We start from the raw sequence: 22,597 nt of genomic DNA on the forward strand, positions 1-22,597 counted from the left end.
GATTTAGCTGCACATTTGACAGGCAATGAGAATGGCCTGAATGAGACTGCTTGCGCTCGCCTTGCCTGTGCCAGCTAGATCCAGCGCCGTGCCGTGGTCAACGGACGTACGCACATAAGGCAAGCCCAGCGTAATATTAACCGTGTCGCCAAAACCGTGCGACTTTAAGGGAGCAAGTCCTTGATCGTGATACATGGCGATGATGACATCGGCTGATTGCAGATATTTATCAGTAAATAATGTATCAGCAGGCATGGCAAGACTAATGTCCACCCCATCATCAATGAATTCTTGTAGTACAGGGTTGATGGTCGTCATCTCTTCATCGCCCAGATAGCCGCCCTCCCCCGCGTGTGGATTGAGTCCGCACACTAAGATCTTAGGGTGCTTAATGCCAAATTGCGTGCGCATGGCTTGCTCTGTAATCACGACGGTCTGACGAACTTCATCGCGTGTGACGGCATTCGCCACATCCCTCAGGGGAATATGTGTGGTAACAAGCGCCACACGCATTTTGGCATTGGCAAGCATCATCACTACCTTCTCACACCCTGCCTTATGCATAAAGTACTCGGTATGACCGCTGAACATCTCGCCGTTATCTAGGCGTACATCGGCATCGATGAGGACTGATTTTTGGATCGGGGCGGTAACGATCGCCCCGATGACGCCATCATTTGCCAAAAGATGAGCAATCCTCAACTGCTTCTCCACCATTGGGGCGTTATGAGTGCATAATTCGCCCGCATTTACTTTGTATTTGCATGATATATTAATAATAAATACATCTTGCTTTGTCGATGACGCCTGAGCCAAACCCAGCAAATCGCCACCATGTATAATGTCATCAAGCTCAATCACCCCAAATCTTGGCGCATGGCTAATCTCACCCACTTCTTGGAGCATTGTGATACGCTCTTGCCATGCGTGTATGTCAGCCGTGATAAAAATTGGCTTTGGTGGCACATCACCATGATGACAAAGCACGTCGATCACGATATCCATGCCAATGCCGGCTGGCTCGCCAGTGGTAATAAGTAGCGGCTTTGTGTGGGAGGCTTGGACATTCATGGATAACTTTTCCTTATTAAATATTCGCTTTTAATCATTAAATTTTACCGTTATTATACCGCTTTTATTTTGCTTTTATGCTAAAATTTGTACCCATCATTGTCACCATCTCAATTCATCATGACTGATTTACAAGACACCGCCAAAGCCGTGAATTCCGCCTTTGAGAATGCGATCAACGCCTTCAAGAATAACAAAGATAAATCAGCGCCTGCCACATCAAGCGCTGGCGATGATCTGTTGAGCCTACAGCCACCGCACAACATTGAGATTGAGCGAGCTTTGCTTGCGTCATTGATGAGCATTGATGAGTCTTTTGAGAAAGTGGACAGCATCATCAGGGATGAGGATTTTTATGGGGAGCGTCATAAGCACATTTTTCGTGCCATCACACACTTATCTAGAGTGAATCAGCCTTATGACAGTCTGATGGTGCATGACTATCTAAGCGCACAGAACCTGCTGAACGCTGCTGGCGGTGAAGAGTACCTGATGCAGATCAACCAAAGTCCTGCGACGCTGTTCAACCTTGTGCCTTATGCTGAGCGCGTGCGTGAGTTTTCGGTGTACCGCCAGCTGATCAAGGCGGCGAATAACATGCTAAATCTCGCCTACCATCCCAAAAAACAAACCGTCAGCGAGATTCTAGACACGGTTGAGGCGGATATTTTTCGCATTAATGAGAATTACACAAGCGGCGTGGGCAAACAAGGCGCGCAGAACATCGTTGACATTCTACAAAATGTCGTCGTACAGCTCGATGAACTCAAAAAACGTGACGGCTCGATGATCGGTCTTGCCACGCCATTTGAAGAACTTAACAACAAAACTCAAGGTCTACAAAAAGGTGACATGGTCGTCGTGGCGGCTCGTCCATCGATGGGTAAGACAACTTTTGCGATGAATTTGGCAGAATCGGTACTCATGCAGGGCTTGCCTGTGGTGGTGTTTTCTATGGAGATGCCTGCCGAATCTATTGTCACGCGTATGCTGTCGTCACTTGGGCAGATCAATCAGACCAATCTGCGCTCGGGCAACATGAGCGAGCAAGAGTGGGCTCAGTTCTCAACCGCCGTCACCATGCTCCAAGACAAGCATCTATACGTCGATGCCCGTAACAACCTACCCCCCACCGAGGTGCGCTCTACTTGTCGACGCATCGCCAAGAACCATGAAGGCGGGCTTGGCATGGTCATTATCGACTACCTGCAGCTCATGAAAGTCCCCGGCATGGAGAACAACCGCGTGGGTGAGATCGGTGAGATCAGCCGAAGCCTAAAAGCCCTAGCTCGCGAGATGAACTGCCCTGTCGTCGCCCTATCTCAGCTTAACCGAAGCCTAGAGAACCGACCGAATAAACGTCCTGTCATGTCGGATCTGCGTGAATCAGGTGCGATCGAACAGGATGCCGACCTCATCATGTTCATCTATCGCGATGAAGTCTATAACAAAGACAAGGCGGATAATAAAGGCTTTGCTGAGATCATCATCGGTAAACAGCGTAACGGACCGATTGGCACTGTTCCCTTACGATTCGAAGGTCAGTTCACTCGATTTGCCAATTTCATCGCAGGCGGTTACATGCCTGAAGATTACGAAGACGATGAATAATAAACCATTAATACGGATACTCTTTCATGCGAAACACCGCACTGACCATCGATCAAAGCGCGCTGGCTCATAACTTATCCACCATCAAAGACACACTAAATCCCAAAGCACCCGCCAAAGTCATGGCGATGGTCAAGGCGAATGCGTATGGACATGGCGTGTCATATGCACTGGCAGGCCTAAAACAGGCCGACGCGTTTGGCGTGGCATGCATGAGTGAGGCATTAGAAGTCAAAAAAACCTGCCAGACTATCGGCATCAATAAACCCATCGTACTCATCGAAGGGGCGTTTGGCACCGATGAATGGCTGACTGCCATCAATCAAGGGTTTGGCGCGGTAATTCATAACGAATATCAGCTCAACGATGCCTTAGAACACACCCCTGATCCTGACAGCTTCACCAACACCATCTGGCTAAAATACAACACCGGCATGAACCGCCTTGGCTTTAATAGACAGAACACCATCGCTGCCGCCAAGCTACTACACGACAAAGGTTATAAGCTTATTCTAACCAGTCATTTTGCCTGCGCAGACGAAGATGATAGCCCCATCACAGCGCGGCAGATCAGTCGTTTTAATGATCTATTGGATGAACTGCGTGATACGGTAAGCCCTGACATTATAGGGTCATTATGTAATTCAGCAGGTATATTTAAGCATGCAGATCAGCATCATGATTGGGTGCGTGCAGGTATTGCCTTATATGGCTCAAGCCCATTTTCTCACATCGATGCACGCACGCTTAATCTTAAGCCTGCAATGATATTTAGCACGCACATCATGGCAGTTCAGCACGTCGAGACAGACGAATCGGTCAGCTACGGCGCTCTATGGCACGCGCCAAAGCCTAGCCGGATCGGCATCGTAAGCTGTGGCTATGGCGACGGCTATCCGCGCGTGGTTCATCAGGCATTTGTTGGCGTTATGGTTAATGACATCATCATCCGCGCACCCATCGTTGGGCGAGTCGCCATGGACATCATGATGGTAGATCTGACCGACACGAATGCTGACGTCGGGGCAAAAATCATCCTATGGGGTCAAGATGGCGCACCGTCTATTGATGAGATTGCCACCTGCGCAGGGACGATTGGTTATGAGCTCATGTGCCGCACCACCGCCCGCCCGATTCGTCAAGTGCTTACCGAGCTCTTGGTGAATAATCCTTTATCAGAATAAGGTTTTTTATTGATAAGGCTAGTTATTTTAATATAGCTTTGTTATACTTGCTTTTTTACTATTTTTGCCAATGCACCAAACACCCCACAAGGAGTTGATATGAGCAGCCCTCGCCACTTTCTTACCTTAATGGATCTAAGCCCTGAAGAGTTACGCACGGTCATCCATCGCGCCTCTGAACTCAAAAAAATGCAGCATAATGGCGAGATTTATCGTCCTTTTGTTGGTCGCACGCTTGCGATGATTTTTGAGAAATCAAGCACCAGAACGCGCGTGTCTTTTGAGACAGGCATGGGTCAATTTGGTGGTCAGGCACTGTTCTTATCTCTGAATGACACTCAGTTGGGGCGCGGTGAACCGATCGAGGATTCGGCGCGCGTCATCAGCAGTATGGTGGACATCGTCATGATTCGCACCTTTGCACATGAGCGCGTGCAGACTTTTGCCGACTACTCTAGCGTGCCCGTGATTAACGCGCTGACCGACGATTATCATCCTTGTCAGTTATTGGCAGACATGCAGACATTCTTTGAGCATCGAGGCGACATCAAGGACAAAACTGTCGTGTGGGTTGGCGATGGTAACAACATGTGCGCCTCTTATATGATCGCTGCGCATCAGTTCGGCTTTAAGCTTCGTGTTAGCGTACCGGACGGTTATAAGCCAAAACAAGAGCTTCTTGATAAATACGCACATTGCGTGACTTTGGTCGATGACCCTCTTGAAGCCGCCAAAGGCGCTCACCTTATCGTTACCGATGCGTGGGCGAGCATGGGTCAAGAAGAAGAACAAAAACAACGCGAAAAAGACTTTGCTGATTATCAAGTCAACAAAGCCATCTTAGACGCTGCTGATGCAGATATGCTGTTCATGCACTGCCTGCCTGCGCACCGCGGTGAAGAGATCAGCGAAGATCTGCTTGATGATCCTCGCGCTGTGGTGTGGGATGAGGCGGAGAACCGTCTGCACGCCCAAAAGGCATTGATGGAATTCTTACTAAAAGAAAAAATCAAGCTTTAATCCATTCATGAAGACGCACCGCCTTGGTGCGTTTTTTATTACAATTTTATAAAATAGGCCACAAACAGCACTCACAAATCTGCTTTATTTTTGCCCAAAATTACCAAATATCCGAACGCTAACTCTTATAATAAATCATTTTTAGCAATGGGGATTATTATGATCAAACCGTCAAAAATCATCAACTTACTTGGCATCAGCGCACTTGCAATGAGTACCTTAGGTGTTGCCCACGCCCAGAGTGGCGACAATTATAATCGCATCAGTTTTAGTGTTGAAGCGAAGACACAAGTTGATAATGACGAGATGCGTGCTACTTTAACCAAAACCACCGAAGCAAAGACCGCCAAAAAAATCGCCAAGACTTTAAACGATACCATCAATAATGCCCTTGCCATCACCAAAAAATATCCTGATGTCATCGCCACGACAGGCCGCCACAGCACCTATCCGCGCTATGGCTCGAATAACAATATTAGCGGCTTTACAGGCAATGCATCCATCCAAATTAAAAGCCAGAACTTCGAGCAATCAAGTCAGCTCATCGCCGATCTACAGACCATGATGGCGCTGGATCATTTGTCTTTTAATGTGTCTGACAAGACCCAAGACAACCTAAAAACAGCTGACCTTGGATGCCGCCAAGCAATTTCAACAAGAAGCAGCAACCATCGCTCAGGCCTTTGGCGCCAAAGACTACAAGATCGTGAATGTACAGCTGGGCAATAACGATAACTACTATTCTCATGCCATACCAACTGCCATGTCGATGGCTCGAAATGAAAGCACAGACATCGAGAACTTAAACCTAGAAAGCGGAAAAGCAACACTTAGCTACAACGCCAGTGGCACAATCGAGCTGATTCGTTAAACGCACATATTTAGCAAAACTTTTAAGCCAACCAAAACTGTGCTATGATAGACAGGTTTAATCATATTGGAAGATTATTATGCTACTTAAAAAAACATTTCTAGCAGCCACCCTACTGACCCTAAGTTTGGGCGCGCACGCCCAAGAGCTTACCGATGGTGACATCGTTGATGGTGAAGTGGTACAGTCAGCTACTGTAGATAATTCAGCCATCCAAAGCATCGAGCAAGATGGCAAACGTTACACCACCGTCAACCTATCAGATTATGCCAAGCAAGTCAACGAAGCAACGTGGTCGCCGAACATGAAGGTGAATACTGCAATGACTGTTAAGATGCAGGTATTGCTTGATTGGAACCATGCATCTCCTGGTCCAGTCGATGGCGGCTGGGGCATGAACAGCAAAAAAGCACTGGTTAACTTCCAAAAAATGCGCAATCTAGAGCCTACCGGCAAGATGGATGAAGCGACTTGGGTAGAGATGACCAAGAAAATCGATCCAAATCAGCCTGTATTGGTGTCATACACCATCACCAAAGAAGACACCAAAGGTCTATATAAGGCACTACCAAGTGATGCTGAATCACGCTCTAAGCTTAAAGCTCTTGGGTATGAGAGCATCCAAGAGATGCTCGGCGAGCGTTTTCATATGGACGTTGCTTACCTAAAGAAACTTAATCCAAATAAAAAATTCGTTGAAGGCGAGACCATTACCGTCATCAATCCAGGCAAACCTTTTGAAGGTCGCGTCACTCGCGTGGTCGCTGATCGTAATGATAAAATCCTATACGCCTATGATGGCGATACCCTAGTCGCCACCTATCCGACCACCATCGGCAGCGCTGCAACCGCCACTCCAAGTGGTAAATTTAAAGTCATTAACAAGGTTAAGATGCCGCACTACAAGGCAACAGTAAACCGCGAGAGCGAAACCAACAAAAAAACCTTCATCCTACCACCAGGCCCTAATAGCCCTGTTGGTGTTGTATGGATGGGTTTAAACAAACCAAGCTACGGCATCCACGGTTCGCCAAAACCAGAAGGCATCAGCCGTCAAGCGTCACTTGGCTGCATTCGCCTGACCAACTGGGATGTGCTAGAATTACACGCCAACATCCAAAATGGCGCAAGCGTCGAAATCCGCTAATTACGCTTTCCATCCAAAAAGCCAAAAGCATGTACTTTTGGCTTTTTTGCATTTTTCAAAATTTGACATTGATAATTTTTATCAATATAATGGCATAATAATCAGTCATAAGCTGCCTTTGCATAATAATTATTCAAACCAATAATTATTTTAAAATATTCTAATAAAGCGCTTATTTTTACCACTTTATGAAGGAAAACCCATGTTTAACTTTGCGCATGTTCAAACTCCGTTGCGTGATGCGATCACGTCTGCCTATCGTCTAGATGAACCAACTGCGGTTCAAAACTTGGCGAATACGCTTAATTTTACCCAAGAACAAAAAAATGAAATCACCGATCTGGCGCGTCGCCTAATCACACAGGTAAGAGCCGACCGCAGTAAGTCATCAGGCGTTGATGCGTTGATGCACGAGTTTTCTTTATCTAGCGAGGAAGGCATTGCGCTCATGTGTCTCGCCGAAGCCCTGCTTCGCATTCCTGATAACGCCACTCGCGACAAACTTATCCGTGATAAATTATCTGATGGTGACTGGAAAAGCCACGTCGGCAACAGTCCATCGATGTTCGTAAACGCTGCGGCTTGGGGTCTTGTTCTGACCGGTAAACTAACCTCAGATGTCAGCGAAAAATCCCTAGGTTCGGCACTGACTCGCGCAATCCAAAAAGGCGGCGAACCATTCATCCGTGGTGGTGTTAATTACGCCATGAAGATGCTGGGCAAACAATTCGTCACAGGTCAAACCATCCAAGAAGCTCTAGATAATGGCAAAGAGCGCGAGAAATTAGGCTATCGTTTCAGCTTTGACATGCTAGGCGAAGCAGCCATGACCGAGGCAGATGCTGACCGTTATTATAATGACTATGTGACCGCCATCCACGCCATTGGCAAAGATGCCCAAGGTCGCGGCGTGTATGATGGCAATGGCATCTCAGTTAAGCTATCTGCCATTCATCCACGCTACTTCCGCGCTCAACATGACCGCGTGATGAACGAGCTGCTGCCACGCCTAAAAGCCCTATTCGTTCTGGCCAAAGAATATAACATCGGTCTAAACATTGATGCTGAAGAAGCCAACCGCTTAGAACTGTCGCTTGATCTGATGGAAAAACTGGTGTCAGACCCAGATCTGGCAGGCTTTAATGGCATTGGCTTTGTCGTACAAGCATATCAAAAACGCTGCCCTTATGTGATCGATTACCTGATTGATCTGGCGCGTCGTAACAACCAAAAACTAATGATTCGTCTGGTTAAAGGCGCATACTGGGACAGCGAAATCAAATGGGCACAAGTCGATGGCATGGATGGCTATCCTGTCTATACGCGTAAGGTTCACACCGACGTGTCTTATCTTGCATGTGCACAGAAGCTACTTGCCGCTCAAGACGCCATTTTCCCACAATTCGCCACACACAACGCCCAAAGCCTTGCCACCATTTACAAGATGGGCGAAGATAAAGACTTTGAATTTCAATGCTTGCACGGCATGGGTGAGACTCTATACGACCAAGTTGTCGGCGAAAAGAACCTTGGTCGTCGCGTGCGCATTTATGCACCAGTTGGTACACATAAGACTTTGCTTGCCTACCTAGTGCGTCGCCTACTAGAAAATGGTGCCAACTCATCATTCGTTAACCGTATCGTTGATGACAAAGTAAGTATCGATGAGCTGACTGTGTCGCCACTAGATGAGATTGATGTTAATAACATTACTACCAACCCACTAACGCCTAAGCCACGCCACATCTACGGCGAGCGACTTAATTCTTATGGCATTGATTTGTCTAATGAGCATGTATTATCCGCACTTCAAGCTGACATGAATGCTGCGCTTAACATTGACTTTGGCAGTGTTAAGTCTCTAACCAGCATTCCTGTGCTACACAACCCAACGCACGCCGTTCTAAACCCGGCTGATCACAGCGATATTGTCGGTCATGTATCATTCATTAAGGTTGATGCGATCTCTAATGTGATTGGTGCCGCCATCAGCGCCCAAAGCTCATGGCAAAGCACTTTACCAAAAGCGCGCGCTGATATCTTGCGACGCTTTGCCGATACGCTAGAATCACCCAAGTACATGGCACTGCTGCTGATGATCGCTGTACGCGAGGCTGGTAAAACCTTATTGAACGCCATCGCAGAAGTTCGTGAAGCGGTTGATTTTTGTCGTTATTATGCCGATGAGACCGAGCGTCTAAACCTAAACAGCCCAGTTGGTACTGTCGTTGCGATCAGTCCATGGAACTTCCCGCTTGCCATCTTTGTGGGTGAAGTGGTGTCAGCACTGGCCGTGGGTAACACCGTCGTTGCCAAGCCCGCCGAACAAACAAGCATCATCGCCCATCTGGCAGTGACATGGCTACATGAAGCTGGCGTACCAAAGGATGCGCTTCAACTTGTTCTGGGCGCAGGTGACGTGGGCGCGGCATTGACAAATGACCCACGCATTGATGGTGTGATCTTTACAGGTTCGACCGATGTCGCCAAGCGCATCAACACCATCCTAGCTGCACGTACTGACAATCCTGTATTGATCGCTGAGACGGGCGGCATGAATGCGATGATTGTGGACTCTACCGCACTGCCTGAACAGGTATGTACTGACGTACTGGCCTCTGCCTTTGACTCAGCTGGTCAGCGCTGCTCTGCCCTGCGTATTCTATGCATCCAAGAAGACATCGCTGATCACATGATCGAGATGATCAAAGGCGCCATGGATGAGCTTGTGGTGAATAATCCAGCTTACCTAGCAACGGATGTCGGTCCTGTGATTGATGCAGAAGCCCAAGAGAACCTGCTTAGCCACATCAATACTCTTAAGCAAACGGCACCTTATCATGAGGTGAAAGTACGCTCACACGCCCAAGGCACCTTCGTCGCGCCAGTAATGTTCGAACTTAAGAACCTATCGCAGCTCAAAAAAGAAGTATTCGGCCCTGTGCTGCACATTGTTCGATTCCATGCGCATGAGCTTAATGACTTGATCGATAACATCAACAAAAAAGGCTTTGCGCTGACGCACGGCATCCACAGCCGCATCGATAGCACGATTGATAATATCACCAGCCACATCGAGGCAGGTAACGTATACATCAACCGCAACATCGTTGGCGCGGTGGTTGGTGTGCAGCCATTTGGCGGTCATGGCATGAGTGGCACAGGCCCTAAAGCTGGCGGTCCATTCTACTTACAGCGCCTAAGCAAGCTTGACACTTGGCACGCGCCAAAGGTTGATTTTCCTGCGCGCGTGGATGAGATGGCACTTAATCAAGTGCTTAGCACTGCAAAAGTCCTAAGCCTATCAGTAGACGAACTTCACTCATTGGAAGCCATCGCTGATCAAGCACGAAAAAACTCGCTTAACGAGGCATATACCGTGCTTCCAGGACCAACAGGCGAACGCAACACCTTATCATGGCGTGCACCGCATTCTGTGGCGCTATACGGCGGTACAGCAGCTGCATCCGTAGAAGCATTGGCGGTATTAGCAGCTAACGGCATCACAGCACACATCTTGCCAAATCATATCTTAGCCGCCAGCGTTGATCTCTTCGGGGATAGCCTGGTGGTGAGCGAGCAGGCTGGCTTAGATGCGCATAACATCATCATCGCCTTAGAATCGATGCCAAGTGACGAACAAGTACGCTTAGCCACCCTAGATGGTTCGATTCGCCGCGTTATCGATGCCACTCACGGCTTAGACGTTACCCGTCTATATCATGAAATCAGCCAAAGTTACAACACCACGGCTGCTGGTGGTAACGCAAGTCTGATGGCAAGCGCGTAATCTGATTGTTAATATAGACCATAAAATACGCATCCTTTTGGGTGCGTATTTTTTCATAAATTACCCAGCAATCAAAAGATAAACCATTAAATTTGACAAAATTTATCACAAAAAATTTTAAAAACCGCTTGACAAACCCGCACCCCTTGCCAGATTTAGCTTTCGCAAATTTTCCAAAATAGATTCATAAAATCACAAAAAAAACAAGCTAGCATTTTAAAAATTTTTAGGCTATATTGTGCTACATCAAACAGAATACACCTAGATATAGTGATTAAATTTTATGCGATGGGTTGATTAAGTTGATAAAAATCATATCATCAAGCCATCGAAAAACACCATATCTGAAGATTTTTAACGATTTTTTGACGAAATACGCAGGATACATCATGGTACATATTGACAAAATCCAAGTCACCAAACGCGATGGCAGATCAGAACCAATTGACCTAGAAAAAATCCATAAAGTCATCACTTGGGCGGCTAAAGACCTAAAAGATGTATCCGTATCCCAAGTGGAATTAAAGTCACACATCCAGTTTTATGATGGCATTCGCACCAAGGACATTCATGAGACCATTATTAAAGCTGCCGCCGACTTAATCTCTGCATCGACACCAGATTATCAATATTTAGCAGCGCGTCTTGCCATCTTCCATCTGCGTAAAATCGCTTATGGCGATTACGAGCCACCACACCTATACGACCACGTCTCTAAATTGACCGAAGCAGGCAAGTATGACAAGCACATCTTGGCTGACTACACTTATGAAGAATTCGATGAGCTAAATAACTACATCGATCACGAACGCGACATGAATCTTGCTTATGCTGCTGTTGAGCAGATGATGGGCAAATACCTGGTTCAAGACCGCGTCACCAAGCAAGTCTATGAAAGCCCGCAGTTCCTATATGTACTGGTTGGTATGTGTTTGTTTGCCGCTTATGATAAGGCGGAGCGTTTGGATTATGTGAAGCGTTTTTATGATGCAACGTCTAACTTTTATATCTCTTTGCCAACGCCCATCATGTCGGGCGTGCGCACACCAACACGTCAGTTCAGCTCGTGCGTACTGATTGAGTGCGGTGACAACCTAGACAGCATCAACGCCACCACTTCTGCCATCGTGCGCTATGTCTCACAGCGTGCAGGCATTGGCATTAACGCAGGCGCAATACGCGCCCTAGGTTCGCCAATTCGTGGCGGTGAAGCGCAGCACACAGGCTGTATTCCATTCTTCAAAATGTTCCAGGCTGCGGTTAAATCCTGCTCACAAGGTGGTGTTCGTGGCGGTGCAGCGACTCTATTTTATCCAATGTGGCATCTAGAAGTTGAAAGCCTACTCGTCCTAAAAAACAACCGTGGCGTTGAAGACAACCGCGTGCGCCACATGGATTACGGCGTTCAAATCAACAAAACCCTATATGCACGTCTGATCCAAAACAAAGAAATCGCTCTGTTCAGCCCATCAGATGTACCAGGACTGTATGAGGCATTCTTCGCTGACCAAGCAGAATTTGAGCGCCTATACACGCAGTACGAGAACGATGAAAGCATCCGCAAACGCAAGATTCCTGCCAGAGAGCTATTTAGTCTCATGCTTCAAGAGCGTGCGAGCACAGGTCGTATCTATGTACAGAACGTCGATCACTGCAATACACACAGCCCATTCGACCCTGCAGTTGCACCGATCCGCCAGTCAAACTTATGTATGGAAATCGCCCTACCGACCAAGCCTCTAGATAACATCAACGATGAGAATGGCGAGATTGCTCTGTGCACATTATCCGCAATTAACTTAGGCAAAATCAACGACCTGTCTGAGATCGAAGAGCCCGCCGAACTTATCGTGCGTGCGCTTGATGCCTTGTTAGACTACCAAGACTACCCTGTCATCGCCGCCAAAAAAGGCAGCATGAATCGCCGTACGCTTGGCGTTGGTGTGATCAACTACGCTTATTATCTTGCCAAGAATAGTACGCGCTACTCAGACAGCGCAGCGCTTGGCTTGACTCATCGCACCTTTGAGGCGTTGCAATATTATCTATTAAAAGCCTCTAACAAGCTTGCACAAGAGCAAGGTGCTTGCCCATGGTTTGATCAGACGACTTACAGTCAAGGCATTCTACCAATCGACACCTATAAGTCGGACCTAGATGGTATCTGCAACGAGCCACTACACCTTGATTGGGAAGGTCTTCGCGCTGACATCAAGGCACATGGACTGCGCAACTCCACACTGTCTGCGCTTATGCCATCCGAGACCAGCTCTCAGATTGCCAACGCAACCAACGGCATCGAGCCGCCTCGAGGTCTTGTTTCTATCAAGCAATCAAAAGATGGCATCTTAAAGCAAGTTGTGCCTGACATCGAATCACTGGCTGACCAGTATGAATTGCTATGGCAAATGCCTGACAACAACGGCTATCTACGCCTTGTCGGCATCATGCAAAAATTCATCGACCAAAGTATCTCTGCCAACACCAACTATGATCCTTCTAAGTTTGAAGGCAATAAAGTGCCGATGAAAGTGCTGATCCAAGACCTGCTGACCGCTTATAAATTTGGTGTAAAAACCCTATACTATCACAACACGCGTGACGGGGCAGATGACAGCCAAAGCGACATCGATGATGGCTGTGCAGGCGGCGCATGTAAATTGTAATTGCACCGTATTTATCATTAAAATCCAAGTAAGGTCATGGTTCTGCTTGGATTTTTTTTGTCAAAATATGCTATAATTAGTCAAATTTTCGTCCTTTTAATCATTAAAAACTAGGAATAATCATGAACATTCAAGCCCTAATGCAACAAGCTCAAGCCATGCAAAAGCAAGTTGAAAAAAATGTCGAAGCTGCCAAAGCAAGCCTTGCCACCAAAGAAGTGCATAGTGAGTCAGGCAATGGTCTGGTTAAAGTTACCATGACAGGTCGCCATGTGGTAAAACGCATCAGCATCGACCCTAACCTAATGGATGATGAGCCTGACATGATTGAAGATTTGGTTGCAGCGGCAATCAATGATGCCGTTCGCCAAGCTGATGAGCTGTCTGAGGAAGTCATGGCGGGCGCGACCACGGGTATGGGGCTACCAAAAGGCATGCAAGGTCTGTTCGGCTAATATGCTCACCCCAAAATTTGATCAATTGGTAAAAGAGCTACAAGTACTGCCTGGCGTCGGTCAAAAATCAGCACAGCGCATGGCTTTGCAGCTACTTTCCAAAAAACGTCTACAAGGCATCAATCTCGCTGCAGCGCTTGATATTGCCATGCGTGACATCATAGAATGCCGACACTGCCATTCTTTTAGCGATGATGAAATTTGCCCCATCTGTGCCGATCCACGTCGAGATGGCACCCTTCTGTGCGTGGTTGAGAGCGCTTCAGACGTGATGGCGATTGAACAAAGCGGCGCCTATCGTGGTAAGTATTTTGTGCTAGGTGGGCATTTATCACCCATTGATGGCATCGGCGCGGATGATCTGCACATTGATGAGCTGATTTTTCGCCTCAAAAACGAAACCGTCGAAGAGCTGATACTGGCTACAGGCGCGACCGTTGAAGGTCAGACCACGGCATTTTTTATTACAGATGCAGCGCGCCCTCATGTCAAAAAAATCACCCGTCTTGCCCAAGGCATTCCTATGGGCGGCGAATTGGAATATATCGATAGCCTAACCCTCCACCAAGCCCTCCAAAATCGCGCTTTTATTTGATACACTTATGACAACCACCCTTACTGATGATGAACGTTTTGGCTTCTTTCGCGCCAATGACGTTGATTTCGATTCCTTAGATGACCTGCCTACCGTATGGGTGCGCACCGAAGATGAGCTTTATGAGCTTATCGATGAGATTGATTCTGTTGATGTCGTCGCACTTGATACTGAATTCATCAAGCGCACCACCTACTACCCAATCTTAGCCCTCGTTCAGGTCAATACTGGACGAGCCATTTACTTAGTGGATGCGCCACGCCTAGATTTGACAGAATTTTGGCAGGCTTTGATCGAAGTGCCGACGATGGTGTGGTATGCCTGCGGTGAGGACTTGGGGATTTTTTATTTACTTGCCAAGAATGCCCCTTTGACGAATATTTTTGATGTACAAATCGGCGTGGCGTACCTGACAGGCAAGCTTCAAGCAGGCTACAGCCAGGCAGTTTCTGAGATTCTAGGCATTGATTTGGATAAAGGCGAAAGCCAATCGGATTGGCTGGCACGCCCATTAAGCCCCACCCAAGAGATGTATGCGGCGAATGACGTGCGTTATTTGTTGGCACTTTATCAAGCGGTGCAAAATAAATTAGCACAAAATCAAGTGCTCGACTATGTCATAGAAGACAGCAATCTATACGCCAAAGAGCTGCATCATACCGCCAATATCAGCGATGAGGTGCTATACCTTGATTTTACTGCACCCGAATACAATCGCCTACAAATCGGCGCGCTAAAACAACTCGTGATGTGGCGAGAAGCCCTAGCACGAGCCACAAATGAGCCGCGCACTTTTATCATTAATAAGCAGGCCATGCGTGAGATCATAGAGACGCTGCCTGACAGCATCAAATTATTAGCCAGAACCACCATCAATCGTGGCTCACTACGCAAATACGGCGATGAAATCATACGCATCATACGCATGGTAAAAGCACAATCAGTTGACAGCTTACCGCCATTGCCACTACCTGTTTATAAGAGCAAAGAAAAAACTTTCAAAAAAGCCCTAGATAAAGCAGCCCATGATCACAGTCATGCCATCAATGTGCCTGAAAACCTACTGCTTCGCGGTCGTTGGATTCATGAACTGCTGTTAATGACCGCTTATGATCACCCCATTGATCAGCTACCTGATGGCTTAAAAGGTTATCGCCGAGCTTGGGTGGTGGGTGTACTTTTGCCATTATTGCATGAGTATAAAGCCCAAATCATAGCAGGATTGGAAGCGCCCAAACCATAAACAATTTAAATTGTATTAATTAAAAAATCAGGATGTATGCACATCCTGATTTTTATTTATTACAGAGTTAGGCTGCCTACTTAATGGCTGCTATCTGCGCAGGTAGTCTGGCAAATAGTGCAGCAGATGCCGCCGGCACACCTTGACCTTCAAGCTCCGATTGATAAAATTCATCCACGCCATCAGCCGCACCTAGATGCTGACCCACTAATGTCGCCACATCAAGGTCGTCATTAGCATTAAGTAGTGAGATAATGGCAAATTGAAGGCTGCGACGAATCTGAATCTCGATATCAAGCTGTAGCTCGGCTGAGATTTGATTATCCAGAGCTTCGATCTCATTCCAAAGCATCTGCACCCCAAAGACATCGCGAACCACCGCATAAGCGCGTGTAATATCTGCGATCGAACGATCAGTCTTACGATAAATATCGAACACCGTCTCAATGCCAAGTCTATTTACCAAGCCGTTGGTTAGGTAGGTGCTGATGATTTCTCGATGCAGGCGATGTTTTACCATCTCATCAAAATACGGCTCATCCAGCGCATCTGGGAAGTATTTCTTGAGTTCATTTAAGAAATAAGCATCATTCGCTAAGTCGCTATCAAGCATCTCATCATATACCCACATCTTGCCATAGGCCAACAGAATGGCAAACTCTGGATTGGTCAGCCCTTGAGTTAAAGCTTGGCGCTCTTTGATGGCTTCATCACTTGGCAGGTATTCGATGGCGCGATCTAGTCGACCTGCATTCTCAAGGAACTGCATGAATTGATGGTGTTCTGGCAGTCGGGTTGTGGCTTCACGAGCGGATAACTCGATCGCTTGTGGCTGTAGGTAGTTCTGGCGAAGCACCAATTGAGCCACTTCATCAGTCATGCTCTCAAGCAGGGTATTACGCTGTTTGATGGTCATCTCATCTTGTTCAACGACCGCGCCCAGCAGAATCTTGATATTCACTTCATGGTCAGAGCAGTTCACACCCGCTGAGTTATCGATGGCATCGGTATAGATGCGACCACCGTTTTGAGCGTATTCGATGCGACCCTTTTGGGTGCAGCCTAAGTTACCGCCTTCGCCGACAACCTTGGCGCGCACCTCATTACCATTGACACGAATCGCGTCATTGGCATGATCACCCACATCGCTGTGCTCTTCGTCAGATGACTTAATGTAGGTGCCGATACCACCATTCCAGATCAGATCCAGAGGGGCCTTTAATAGCTTATTAAGTAGATCATTCGGGGTTAGGCTATCTTCTGCAATATCAAAAGCAGCCTTCATCTGTGGCGTGATGCTGATGGATTTATCTGTGCGGTTAAACACGCCACCACCTTCACTGATGAGCTTAGCATCATAATCTGTCCACATAGAGCGCGGCATGTTGAATAGGCGCTCACGCTCGGTAAATGAAACCTTGGCGTCTGGATTAGGATCGATAAAGATGTGCAGATGGTTAAAGGCGGCCAGTAGGCGCGTGTTTTTCGACAGCAGCATTCCATTGCCAAATACGTCGCCTGACATATCACCAATACCCACCGCGGTAAACTCATCGCGAGTCTGAATGTCTTTACCCATGAGGCGGAAATGACGCTTTACGCTCTCCCATGCGCCACGAGCAGTGATGCCCATGCCTTTATGGTCATAACCTGCCGAACCACCAGAAGCGAAGGCATCTTGTAGCCAAAAGCCATATTCGGCCGACAGCCCGTTGGCGATGTCAGAGAACGTCGCCGTGCCTTTATCAGCTGCGACCACCAGATAAGGGTCGTCTTCGTCATGGCGCACGGTATTGCTTGGCGGTACGACCTTGCCATCGACCAAATTATCTGTCAGATCAAGCAGTCCGCGGATGAACGTCTTATAGCATGCCACACCTTCAGCTTGCCACGTCTCGCGATTGGCCGCCTTGCTGCGATCTTTACACACAAAGCCGCCTTTTGACCCGACAGGTACGATGACGGCATTTTTGACCATTTGCGCTTTTACCAATCCTAACACTTCGGTACGATAGTCTTCCATACGATCAGACCATCTTAGACCGCCACGCGCCACTTTACCGCCGCGCAGATGTACGCCCTCGATGCGCGGAGAATACACATAAATCTCAAACATCGGCTTGGGCTTGGGTAGGTGCGCAATTTGACTTGCGGCAAATTTAAAGGAAACTCGGTCTTTACGATTACCCTCTTCATCTACTTGATAATGGCTGGTGCGTAGCAACGCCTGAATCAAATCTAAGAACCAGCGAATGATACGATCCTCATCAAGACTGCTTACATTCGCCAGCTGAGTATCGATGGCATCTTTGGCGCTTTGAACTGCACTGTCACGATTATCCACATCTGGCGACATCTTAGCGTGGAACAGCGACACAATAAGGCTTGCAAGTTGTGGGTTATTCACCAAGGTCGCATGGATGTATTCATTAGAAAATGGTGCTCGTGCCTGCACGATGTAGCGCGATAATGCACGCAATAATACCACGTCATAAGCATCTAAATTGGTGGTTAGGATTAACTCGTTCAGCTTATCTGATTCAATCTTACCCTGCCAAATCTCGCGCAAACTGTCCTCAAACTGGGTGCGCACCGCATTTAGGTCCACAGTAATGCCATCGCGCAGTTTTAGCTGATATTCTTGAATCCAAGCGCCATGCGCGTTATCAAACTTGAACGAATCTGCGTTCAAGACCAGCACGCCAAAATTCTCCAAGATAGGCAAAACATGCGACAGGATAGACGGTTCGCCTTGACCATAAAGTTTTAGGGTTAGCTTGTCAGCACTTTCGCCAACGGGCTGATACAGTCGCCAAGCCATTGGTTCTTGGCTATTGATGGCCAGCAGGCGTTTGGTGTCTGCCACAGCCGTATTGGCATCATAGCACTCCTTATAGGCAGCAGGCACAGAGTCGCCATAATTGCTGATGATGCGATTCGCCTCACTCTCACCCATCTCCTCACTTAATGCGCGCGCATACTCGTCAGACCAGTCTTGCATGAGCGCACCAAGCTTGTCTTCTAGCAGCGCGGTATCGACAGGCTTCACCTTACCAGGAATGGTACGCACATGAATGTGTACGCGCGCGTGATGTAGCTCGTTAAATTCTGTTGTGAAGTTGGATGATTCACCGCCAAAGGCTTGGGTCAGCAAGTTTTGAATCTTAATACGAAGCTCGGTGTCGAACTTATGACGCGGGATATATACCAAGCACGACACGAAGCGTTGATAATGGTCAATTCGCGTGAACAGGCGTAGGCGATTCTTATCCTGAAGCTGACTGATCGCACTCACCATCGGGTACAGCTCATCGATACCCGCTTGGAATAAATCATCGCGCGGTAGTGTATTGATGATATGAGCCAGCTTAAGGTAGTTATGGCTGTTCTTAGCAAAGCCTGACAGCTCAAGGATTTGATTGGCTTTCTCACGAAGTAGTGGAATATTACTCGCTCGCGTCTGATACGCGCGCGATGTCAAAAGACCAACAAATCGATATTCACCGACCAGCTTACCCTGCTCATCGTATTTATGAATACCCAAAAAATCCATATACACAGGACGATGTACAGGTGATTCATGGCGTGATTTTGATAATAAAATCGCACGTGGCAGACTTAGCATTCCCTTTAATTCGCGTGGCAAGCGATGAAAGCTCTGAGACAGCGAATCTTCTGATAAGCCTCTTAGTACGCCCAATCCACTGCCGCCGACTGAGTACAACTCAGCATCCTCGCCAAGTCCATCGAAGCGGTATTCGCGAAAACCCATAAAGATAAAGTTCTCATCACCCACCCACTCCAAGAAGTCTAGTACCTCTTCTTTTGAATTGTATTCGGTAGGTACAGGTACGCCCGCCATCTCTTGGCAGATGCTGTTTAATTTATCGCGCATCTGCGACCAGTCAGCGACGATGACATCCAATGTATTGATCTTAGCAAGCAGCGCATCATGAATCTCGGCAAGCTTTGCCACATCTTGACGAGCGATTTCGCAGTGGAATAACGAATATTGCTGTGAAATATTGGCATCACTCTCATCAGCGCCGATCACATCGACGATATCGCCTGAAGTATCGCGAACCACTTTGACGATATTGGTATAAATACGATGCACCGCCACGCCTTTTTTCTCAAGGCTCATGAGCATGGTATCAGTCAAGAATGGACGGTCAAACGCCACCATCTGAATCACGCTTTTTTTATTTGAAAAATAATGCTCATCACTCACAGGATTGATGACTGCCAGTCTTGGGCTTTGACCGTTATGATTTTTTAATAGACTAAAATGATGCAACGCCATGCCCGCAAGATCAGCATCGCTAATGCTCTTAGCGACATCGTGATGCAGATATTGATAATAAATGTGGATAAACTTCGTCAGCAATGCCTCACTCTCACTACTCTTAGCGGTGGCTATTCGAGCAATGGCATCAATGCGTGATTGGTCAATCGTTAGGTTGTTCATATATTTTCCATGATTGTTTGAATGATAATTTTAAAAACTAAAACGCCACACCACAACAAAAGTACGGTCGTACGCTCTTATAAATTACATTAACGCCCATTGAAAAGCAAATGGGAAATTGTTGTTTTAATATTAATAAATATGATAAATATGGCTTTTTTATGCATTTGTACTAATAAATAATCGCACCCAAAATCCCATGATGGCAGTTTTATTCATGGATAGACTGTGATATAGTGATGATTTTAATTATTCTAATAATCATGAATCAACAAGCCAAACGTATCGCAGACTTGGTGGAAAATCTATACGAACCCAGTCAAGACGTCGATAAATTACACGCCAAAATTGCTGCTGAGCTCAGCGATTTACAGACTCAAAACGACACTCAAACACAGCTACAAGGAGTTCAGCTGGCGCTGAGTGATTATCTAGAAGCCGTTAAGATGGTGATCAGTGATACTTTTGATCACGAGGTATGGATTCGCGCCGAGATACGCTCGATGTCATCCAAAGGCGGGCATCATTATTTTGAATTGGCAGAAGAGAATGACGATGGGCAAATCATCGCCAGCTGTCGAGCGACCCTGTGGCGTTATCGGGCATCAAACGTACTGTCTAAATTCCACCAAAGCACGGGGCACGCTCTAGAAGCAGGCGCAAGCGTCCTGATTAAGGCATCAGCCAGCTTCCATGCACAGTACGGCTTTAGCATCAACATCAGCGACATTGATCCGAATTATACTTTGGGCGAATTGGCAGCAGCTTATAACGCCATGCTAAAACGCCTACACGATGAAGGTCTAACCCAATTAAACAAAGCCTTGTCCGCCCCCTTCGACATTCGCCATGTGGTCGTTATCGCGCCAGAGAATGCCGCAGGCTTGGGGGACTTTCGCGCAGAAGCAGATCGATTGGCGGCAGCGGGCGCTTGTCAGTTTCACTATCATCATGCGACTTTTCAGGGCAATCGCGCACCCAATGAGATTCGCATTGCCATCACGCACGGCATGCGTCAGTTTATCGACACTTATCAGCATCTGCCAGACCTGCTTGTGGTCATCCGCGGTGGTGGCGCAGTGGGTGATTTGGCATATCTAAATGATTATGAGCTGGCAGCACTCATCGCTGAACAGCCTGTGCCTGTCTGGGTGGGCATCGGTCATGAGCGTGATAAGGTGCTTATTGATGAAGTGGCGCATACACGATTTGACACACCATCCAAGGTCATTGGCGCGATCGAACGTCAGCTCATGAGCATCACCCAAGATGCCAAAATCGCCATGCAGAAGATCCAAACATTAAGCCAAAAACAGCTCATGCACGCCAAAAATAATAGCGCCAATTCAATGCTAAGCATCCAATCATCCACCACAAAGCTGGTATTCCTTGCCAAAAAAGACAGCCATCATGAGATGAATCGCACCAAACTCATCGCCAATCATCGCCTGGACAAACAAAAAACCCAAACCAATACACTTTATCAAGCCGTACAAGCAAATGCTGCCAAACAGATCAATCACGCTAAGACTCATACCAGCGCCCTGCTTGACAGCCATCGCAATATCAAGGATAAACTAAACCACCTAAAGAACCATTGTCGCCACCTACAAAGCCTAATCATGATTCAGCACCCCGCCAGAACTCTAAATAAAGGCTACGCACTCATTCATCAAGAAGGTCGCATTGTGTCATCTTCTACCAAGATAGACGCCAATCAAGACCTGCAAGTTGAATTTCATGATGGCAAGATTTCCGCCACACCGCATTCATTCAAATAACACAATAATAACACAATAAGGCAACACTCATGAGTAACCTTCCATCGCACAATCACGCTACACTTGCAAAGCTTACGATCCGACCAAGCGAATCGATGATACTACTTTGGATCACATCCTACAAGCGTTACGCCTTGCGCCATCTTCCATCAATATTCAGCCTTAGAAATTCTTGGTGGCCGCCAATGATAATACCAAAGCCATCACCGCAAGCAGCATGACCGGCTCAGATGCACATAATGCACCAAAAGTATTGAACGCCTCGCACACCATCATCCTATGTACTCGCACACAGTTTAATGATGATCATCTAGATAAGGTGTTAGACGCAGAATCACATGCAGGCAGATTTAGAACGCCAGACAGCAAAACCGCATGCCAAAACTTATGCCGGAACTACCTTAGCGAATACACCAAAACACCTGCCAAGCTATCACAATGGGCTGAACAGCAGATCTTCATCGCGCTTGGGCATCTGCTGCTCGTTGCTGAATTGGCAGGCGTTCAAGCGACGCCAATTGGCGGATTTGATCAAAACCTTTTAAATGATGCTTTTAATTTAAATAGCCAAAATCTAAACGCTTCTGTGGTCGTTACCTTAGGTTATGCCAGTGATGATGATTTTAATAAGGCTCTGCCAAAGGCTCGTCTTGATTTTGATGAAGTTATTCGATTTATTTAAATCCAAAAAACGC

16 protein-coding genes are annotated in these 22,597 nt (G+C 47.1%); 14 read left to right on the forward strand and 2 right to left on the reverse strand.

Going from position 1 to position 22,597, the window contains the following annotated elements:
- Positions 1 to 3: 3 nt before the first annotated feature.
- The gene (gene pdxA / locus DYD54_RS05845; protein ID WP_063514132.1) at positions 4 to 1,071 is read right to left on the reverse strand and encodes a 4-hydroxythreonine-4-phosphate dehydrogenase PdxA; all 1,068 of its coding nucleotides are present in this window, start codon (positions 1,069 to 1,071) and stop codon (positions 4 to 6) included.
- A 120-nt stretch (positions 1,072 to 1,191) separates the two neighbouring features.
- Between pdxA and dnaB the strand changes: the two genes are divergently transcribed.
- The 11 genes from dnaB (at position 1,192) to DYD54_RS05895 (ending at position 15,653) form a co-directional block, all read left to right on the forward strand.
- A complete protein-coding gene (dnaB, locus tag DYD54_RS05850) occupies positions 1,192 to 2,682 on the forward strand; it encodes a replicative DNA helicase (RefSeq protein WP_084260736.1) in 1,491 nt (496 codons plus the stop codon).
- 26 nt (positions 2,683 to 2,708) lie between these two features.
- On the forward strand, positions 2,709 to 3,866 hold the full coding sequence (gene alr / locus DYD54_RS05855) for an alanine racemase (protein ID WP_063514133.1): 1,158 nt from the start codon (positions 2,709 to 2,711) through the stop codon (positions 3,864 to 3,866).
- A 99-nt stretch (positions 3,867 to 3,965) separates the two neighbouring features.
- Positions 3,966 to 4,886, forward strand: a complete 921-nt coding sequence (argF, locus tag DYD54_RS05860) for an ornithine carbamoyltransferase (RefSeq protein WP_063514134.1) — start codon at positions 3,966 to 3,968, stop codon at positions 4,884 to 4,886.
- Positions 4,887 to 5,045: 159 nt separating this feature from the next.
- Positions 5,046 to 5,615, forward strand: a complete 570-nt coding sequence (locus tag DYD54_RS05865; protein ID WP_167541390.1) for an SIMPL domain-containing protein — start codon at positions 5,046 to 5,048, stop codon at positions 5,613 to 5,615.
- A complete protein-coding gene (locus tag DYD54_RS11410; RefSeq protein WP_323807411.1) occupies positions 5,518 to 5,757 on the forward strand; it encodes an SIMPL domain-containing protein in 240 nt (79 codons plus the stop codon). The genes DYD54_RS05865 and DYD54_RS11410 overlap by 98 nt, the downstream gene beginning before the upstream one ends.
- A 79-nt stretch (positions 5,758 to 5,836) precedes the next feature.
- Entirely contained in the window at positions 5,837 to 6,904 is a 1,068-nt protein-coding gene (locus DYD54_RS05870; protein ID WP_063514135.1) for a L,D-transpeptidase family protein, read from the forward strand.
- A 202-nt stretch (positions 6,905 to 7,106) separates the two neighbouring features.
- A complete protein-coding gene (gene putA / locus DYD54_RS05875) occupies positions 7,107 to 10,694 on the forward strand; it encodes a bifunctional proline dehydrogenase/L-glutamate gamma-semialdehyde dehydrogenase PutA (protein WP_063514136.1) in 3,588 nt (1,195 codons plus the stop codon).
- Positions 10,695 to 11,083: 389 nt separating this feature from the next.
- Positions 11,084 to 13,360, forward strand: a complete 2,277-nt coding sequence (nrdA, locus tag DYD54_RS05880) for a class 1a ribonucleoside-diphosphate reductase subunit alpha (RefSeq protein ID WP_063514137.1) — start codon at positions 11,084 to 11,086, stop codon at positions 13,358 to 13,360.
- 122 nt (positions 13,361 to 13,482) lie between these two features.
- Entirely contained in the window at positions 13,483 to 13,815 is a 333-nt protein-coding gene (locus tag DYD54_RS05885) for a YbaB/EbfC family nucleoid-associated protein (RefSeq protein WP_063514138.1), read from the forward strand.
- A gap of 1 nt (position 13,816) precedes the next feature.
- Complete coding sequence (gene recR / locus DYD54_RS05890) at positions 13,817 to 14,410, forward strand: recombination mediator RecR (RefSeq protein ID WP_063514139.1); 594 nt, start codon at positions 13,817 to 13,819, stop codon at positions 14,408 to 14,410.
- 7 nt (positions 14,411 to 14,417) lie between these two features.
- Complete coding sequence (locus DYD54_RS05895; RefSeq protein WP_084260636.1) at positions 14,418 to 15,653, forward strand: ribonuclease D; 1,236 nt, start codon at positions 14,418 to 14,420, stop codon at positions 15,651 to 15,653.
- Between the two features lie 76 nt (positions 15,654 to 15,729).
- On the opposite strand, the gene DYD54_RS05900 is transcribed toward DYD54_RS05895, so the two are convergent.
- Complete coding sequence (locus tag DYD54_RS05900) at positions 15,730 to 20,121, reverse strand: NAD-glutamate dehydrogenase (protein WP_063514140.1); 4,392 nt, start codon at positions 20,119 to 20,121, stop codon at positions 15,730 to 15,732.
- Between the two features lie 263 nt (positions 20,122 to 20,384).
- On the opposite strand from DYD54_RS05900, the gene xseA reads away from it, so the two are divergent.
- From xseA to DYD54_RS05915, 3 genes are read left to right on the forward strand one after another with little or no spacing between them, the layout of a single operon-like run.
- Positions 20,385 to 21,902 (forward strand): exodeoxyribonuclease VII large subunit, encoded by a 1,518-nt coding sequence (xseA, locus tag DYD54_RS05905; protein WP_063514990.1) that lies wholly within the window; start codon positions 20,385 to 20,387, stop codon positions 21,900 to 21,902.
- A 43-nt stretch (positions 21,903 to 21,945) separates the two neighbouring features.
- Positions 21,946 to 22,068, forward strand: a complete 123-nt coding sequence (locus DYD54_RS11910; RefSeq protein WP_084260737.1) for a nitroreductase family protein — start codon at positions 21,946 to 21,948, stop codon at positions 22,066 to 22,068.
- A 9-nt stretch (positions 22,069 to 22,077) separates the two neighbouring features.
- On the forward strand, positions 22,078 to 22,584 hold the full coding sequence (locus DYD54_RS05915; protein ID WP_147285073.1) for a nitroreductase family protein: 507 nt from the start codon (positions 22,078 to 22,080) through the stop codon (positions 22,582 to 22,584).
- The last annotated feature ends 13 nt before the right edge of the window (positions 22,585 to 22,597 follow it).

The organism is Moraxella ovis, assembly GCF_900453105.1.
Lineage (GTDB): Bacteria > Pseudomonadota > Gammaproteobacteria > Pseudomonadales > Moraxellaceae > Moraxella > Moraxella ovis.

What these genes read in the sequence shown, in the direction of transcription:
- pdxA (WP_063514132.1), bottom strand. Translation starts at nt 1,071, where the DNA reads ATGAATGTCCAAGCCTCCCACACAAAGCCGCTACTTATTACCACTGGC.
- DYD54_RS05865 (WP_167541390.1), top strand. Translation starts at nt 5,046, where the DNA reads ATGATCAAACCGTCAAAAATCATCAACTTACTTGGCATCAGCGCACTT.
- DYD54_RS05885 (WP_063514138.1), top strand. Translation starts at nt 13,483, where the DNA reads ATGAACATTCAAGCCCTAATGCAACAAGCTCAAGCCATGCAAAAGCAA.
- nrdA (WP_063514137.1), top strand. Translation starts at nt 11,084, where the DNA reads ATGGTACATATTGACAAAATCCAAGTCACCAAACGCGATGGCAGATCA.
- xseA (WP_063514990.1), top strand. Translation starts at nt 20,385, where the DNA reads ATGAATCAACAAGCCAAACGTATCGCAGACTTGGTGGAAAATCTATAC.
- DYD54_RS05870 (WP_063514135.1), top strand. Translation starts at nt 5,837, where the DNA reads ATGCTACTTAAAAAAACATTTCTAGCAGCCACCCTACTGACCCTAAGT.
- DYD54_RS05895 (WP_084260636.1), top strand. Translation starts at nt 14,418, where the DNA reads ATGACAACCACCCTTACTGATGATGAACGTTTTGGCTTCTTTCGCGCC.
- argF (WP_063514134.1), top strand. Translation starts at nt 3,966, where the DNA reads ATGAGCAGCCCTCGCCACTTTCTTACCTTAATGGATCTAAGCCCTGAA.
- DYD54_RS05900 (WP_063514140.1), bottom strand. Translation starts at nt 20,121, where the DNA reads ATGAACAACCTAACGATTGACCAATCACGCATTGATGCCATTGCTCGA.
- putA (WP_063514136.1), top strand. Translation starts at nt 7,107, where the DNA reads ATGTTTAACTTTGCGCATGTTCAAACTCCGTTGCGTGATGCGATCACG.
- recR (WP_063514139.1), top strand. Translation starts at nt 13,817, where the DNA reads ATGCTCACCCCAAAATTTGATCAATTGGTAAAAGAGCTACAAGTACTG.
- dnaB (WP_084260736.1), top strand. Translation starts at nt 1,192, where the DNA reads ATGACTGATTTACAAGACACCGCCAAAGCCGTGAATTCCGCCTTTGAG.
- alr (WP_063514133.1), top strand. Translation starts at nt 2,709, where the DNA reads ATGCGAAACACCGCACTGACCATCGATCAAAGCGCGCTGGCTCATAAC.